The organism is Lamprobacter sp., from assembly GCF_034860625.1.
GTDB lineage: Bacteria > Pseudomonadota > Gammaproteobacteria > Chromatiales > Chromatiaceae > Lamprobacter.
In genome coordinates, this window is the sequence record NZ_JAYESN010000273.1 from 1 (window position 1) to 3,734 (window position 3,734).

Here is a 3,734-nt window from a genome sequence, read left to right on the forward strand (position 1 = left end):
CTGAATCAAACCGACCAATTCTGTTTGCCAAAATGTCGCTATATTCCTGCATAGCGCCGATCTGCAATTGCATGTCAGACCGCTCGGCACCAGGCAATGCCTCGAATGTCTCGCCGGTCATGAATGTAGCGAGGCGCTCAATCTTGCCGTCCAGGTCTTCTTTCTCTGCAATGACGCGCTGTTGATAGTCTTTCATTCATATTCTCCAGTTGTGGACAAAAAGCCTAACAAGTCACTCCAGCCGACCCCGCGCGTCGGCCTAATTTGGTTATCTCAAGCATTGTGCCGCGCGCGGGGCGGCTGAGCTTGGTCGTTAGGCGGAAAGAAGATCGAGCGTTTGCTGTGCCTGTGAACCCTGCACGCGTGGAACCGCGATCCCATGGAAATACTCATGCTCCCGCTCAATCCCGATAAATCGCCGACCTTCGATGTGCGCAGCTTCGCCAGTTGTCCCGCTGCCCATAAAACAGTCCAATACAACCTGGCCGGGCTTTGTGGTCAGCCTGATCAAGTGGCGCATCAGGTCAACCGGCTTTTCTGCGGCGTGCGCAGTGGTTTTGTTGTGGCCAGCCATCCATCGGCAGCGGTAAACGTCGCTCGCGCTTCTGTCGTCAATCTTGGCATTCGGCATTCCAGCGAACAGCACAACCTCATAGGTTGGCCGCAGTTGTCGCGGGCCAGCCGGCCCTATCCATTCCTTATCCCAAATCATCAGCGAGTCAACGGACCATTTTATCTTGCTGAACGCATAAAGCAGGGTCGGCAGGCTTCGCCAGTTTCCAAACACACAGGCGAACCCCTCTTGCTTAAGAGCACGGCGGGCCAGCTTCAACCATTCCGCATACCACCAAGCACTGTTTTCCATATCCGCCCATCCTCCGGCTTTTGTGTGTTTGTCTCCAATCGAGATTGCGCCAATCATGTAAGGCGGGTCGGTTATCACCGCGTCAACGCTCATGGGCTTGATGTCTGCCATAACCTCAAGGCAATCGCCCTGGTAAAGCTCCGCATTTCCAATCACCACTTTTTCAGTCATGTGTCACCAAATCAAAAAAGCCTAACGAGGTGCTGCACCGGACGCGCGGGACTCCGGCGTTGCTGCAAGTTATGTTGGGTGTCTGCTGGCTTCATCTTGGCTTCCCCGCGCGCCGGTGAGCTTGGTCGTTGGGCAAAAGGTAGGTTCGAAAATTAATCGCAACAATGAAACGTAGAATATATACAGACACATCAGTAATTGGTGGATGCCTCGATGTTGAGTTCGAGGAGGGGTCTTTGTCGTTATTCGATACTTTCAAGTCAGGCTCAACAATACTCGTTATTTCAAATCTTACAATTGCCGAACTGGAATCGGCACCCCAAGCTGTTCGTGATATCTTGCTTTCTGTGCCAATAGATCATATCGAATTTATAGAATTTACTGAAGAAGCCAACGATCTAGCAGATACATATTTGCAAGAAGGCGTTGTGTCTAAGAAAAGCCGAGTGGATGCGCAGCACATTGCAACGGCTACAATCAGTCGTGTAGATGTTCTTGTAAGTTGGAATTTCAAGCATATCGTGAACCTCGAAAGAATACATGGCTATAATTCTGTGAATTTAAGGCTCGGATATCCGATATTAGAGATTCGCACGCCAATAGAGGTGATAGATTATGAAGATTAAGTCCGTTGAGTTAATGAGAAATATCAGAGACAGGATGTCACAAGAAACCCAAGGTATGTCATGGGTACAAGAAAAAGAATATCTCAAGGCGCATAGCGGCAGCTTAGAAGTCTTGCTTGAAAAGATGCCCAACAAGGCCATCCACCCGACCGCTACAGTCGCTAGCGCTCCTTCTGCGTCGGGTGATGGCTAACGTTAGGCAATAATAAAGAACACTTGTTGACTCTACTATGGATTTCGAAATCGTCGGTAGCATAAGGGAAATTCAGCCAATTGCGACCGGAACGGGAATTCGAGATTTGACGAGGTTGAACAGACAATACGGGCGCGGCAAATGGAGAAAATTGAAAGGTTTTGCAGCCGTCCGTTTGTTAGACGGCACTGTTCATACAGCTGAGATCCATTGGTACGAGGCTCACGGCATCGGCAAGAAAGAATTCAAACTCAAATTACCGCTTTTTGACTAGCATTATGAATACCCCCCACACAGAAAGTTCAACTTTTGCGGTCTGCATCAACAACGACGGATATCCAGCGTCACTGGAAATCGGAAAAATCTATGAAATTTTGACCGACGAAAGCGCGGCATCTCATGGATATTTTCGGGTCATCGACGAAAGCGGCGAGGATTATGCATACGCCAAGGATCGCTTTTACCCTTTGAGTATTCCCATGGCTTTGGAACAAGCGCTTTTCCGCGCGGCGTGACCACAGTAAATCAATTGTCGGCCTAACACGGTGCTCCAGCCGAAGCCGGTTTCGCTCTCGCTCAACCGGCTCGGCTGAGCATGGCGTTAACTACTCACCCAAAACATACCCATTCTCCACCCCCTGCAACCGCGCAATCCGCGCCTGCCGCTTCCGCTCCCAAGCATCCACCGGATCAAGCTCATCCCAAGCCTCGTACAACCGCGCATCCTGCCGCGACAACCGAAACCCATCGATATCGCGCATATACAGCATGATCCGCGCGATATCCCCGCGCAGCGCATCCGGCGGCTGCACCCGTCGCCCGCCTGAATCAATCCGAATCCCGCAGCTCCCATAGCGCTTGCCACCCGGCGCCATCCCCCAACTGTAATCCCGCCGATCCCCATTGATCATCCCCACCGCCGGGATCAAGTTCTGCAAATCGTTGTGCGCCGCAACAAAGGTCTCATCCACTCGCATGCAACACTCGCGCCCCGAGACCAGATCCCCATCCTTCTGCCGACAGGCACTGTACCGGCCAGGATCACGCCAACACCGCCTGAAGTTGCCAAACTGCGCCGCTGGAAACACATGCTCAGCCTCCACCCGCCGCGCTCGCGCAGTGTCCGCAAACCCCTCGAGCCCGCAGCTCCCGAGATCCACCTCGCGCCGGCCGTTATAGGTGCAGCCACAGTAGGCCGTCACCCGCTGACCGCGATACACCTGCTCGTACAACAGATCCTTCGCCGCCGAAAAGCTGCCGGCCACCCGCGGCAAGTCGCCACCACCCACCGGCAGCGTCGGCTGCGGCCACCAATCCTCGACCAGGCCACCGAGCAGATCACCCAATAGCGTCCTCGCGTCCGGCAACAGATCACCGAGGCGCGGGAGGAGGGCGCTCAGGTTCACTTCACCAGCCCCCTGCAGGGCATCGGTCAGCACCGCGCCGCCCTCATCGACCAGCGCCGAGCCGGCATCGCTCAGCCAGGCGCCCCCGTGCTCGAGCACCACACCGCCGACGTCCAACATCAACACGCGCACCTCGCGCGAGACAGGCGCCCCGGCGCGCTGCCATGCTCGGCTCCTGCCTCGCCATTTCTGGCGAACGAGGCGGCGAACGATGACCGACAGTCATATCTGGCGTTATACTCGGACGCAGACTTAGCGCCGTTCCGGCCCAGGACAAAAGGATGACTGCAGGAACATCGAACGATGGTCAGAACAGCCCATCATCAGATCGCCACCCGTAGCACTAACCGAGGCCTTAGGGCCACAGGTATCGATCCGCAACGGAGCCAGCCTACTACTTCACCAACAACCACCCGCAGCACTTCGCCTTCACGCCGACGAGCGCTTCCTGCCAGTGCGCCTGGCGCCTGCTG

7 protein-coding genes are annotated in these 3,734 nt (G+C 54.8%); 4 read left to right on the plus strand and 3 right to left on the minus strand.

All coding sequences use genetic code 11. From position 1 onward, the window contains the following. Nucleotides 1–196: crAss001_48 related protein (locus tag VBE63_RS25890; protein WP_323685883.1), on the minus strand; the 196-nt coding region annotated here is incomplete at its 3' end. 117 nt (nucleotides 197–313) lie between these two features. After that, a complete protein-coding gene (locus VBE63_RS25895; RefSeq protein ID WP_323685884.1) occupies nucleotides 314–1,036 on the minus strand; it encodes a site-specific DNA-methyltransferase in 723 nt (240 codons plus the stop codon). 236 nt (nucleotides 1,037–1,272) lie between these two features. Here VBE63_RS25895 and VBE63_RS25900 point away from each other — a divergent pair, with 236 nt between their 5' ends. The 4 genes from VBE63_RS25900 to VBE63_RS25915 are packed head-to-tail and all read left to right on the plus strand — an operon-like array spanning nucleotide 1,273 to nucleotide 2,370. Beyond that, nucleotides 1,273–1,662, plus strand: a complete 390-nt coding sequence (locus tag VBE63_RS25900) for a PIN domain protein (RefSeq protein WP_323685885.1) — start codon at nucleotides 1,273–1,275, stop codon at nucleotides 1,660–1,662. Between the two features lie 34 nt (nucleotides 1,663–1,696). Next, nucleotides 1,697–1,855, plus strand: coding sequence for a hypothetical protein (locus VBE63_RS25905; protein WP_323685886.1), 159 nt, complete (start codon nucleotides 1,697–1,699; stop codon nucleotides 1,853–1,855). A 37-nt stretch (nucleotides 1,856–1,892) separates the two neighbouring features. Next, nucleotides 1,893–2,129, plus strand: a complete 237-nt coding sequence (locus tag VBE63_RS25910) for a hypothetical protein (RefSeq protein ID WP_323685887.1) — start codon at nucleotides 1,893–1,895, stop codon at nucleotides 2,127–2,129. A 4-nt stretch (nucleotides 2,130–2,133) separates the two neighbouring features. Then, nucleotides 2,134–2,370, plus strand: a complete 237-nt coding sequence (locus tag VBE63_RS25915; protein ID WP_323685888.1) for a hypothetical protein — start codon at nucleotides 2,134–2,136, stop codon at nucleotides 2,368–2,370. 90 nt (nucleotides 2,371–2,460) lie between these two features. Here the strand turns inward: VBE63_RS25915 and VBE63_RS25920 are convergent, their stop codons facing one another. Beyond that, nucleotides 2,461–3,381 carry an endonuclease gene (locus tag VBE63_RS25920; protein ID WP_323685889.1) on the minus strand — a complete coding sequence of 307 codons (921 nt, stop codon included), beginning with the start codon at nucleotides 3,379–3,381 and terminating at the stop codon, nucleotides 2,461–2,463. Between the last annotated feature and the right edge of the window lie 353 nt (nucleotides 3,382–3,734).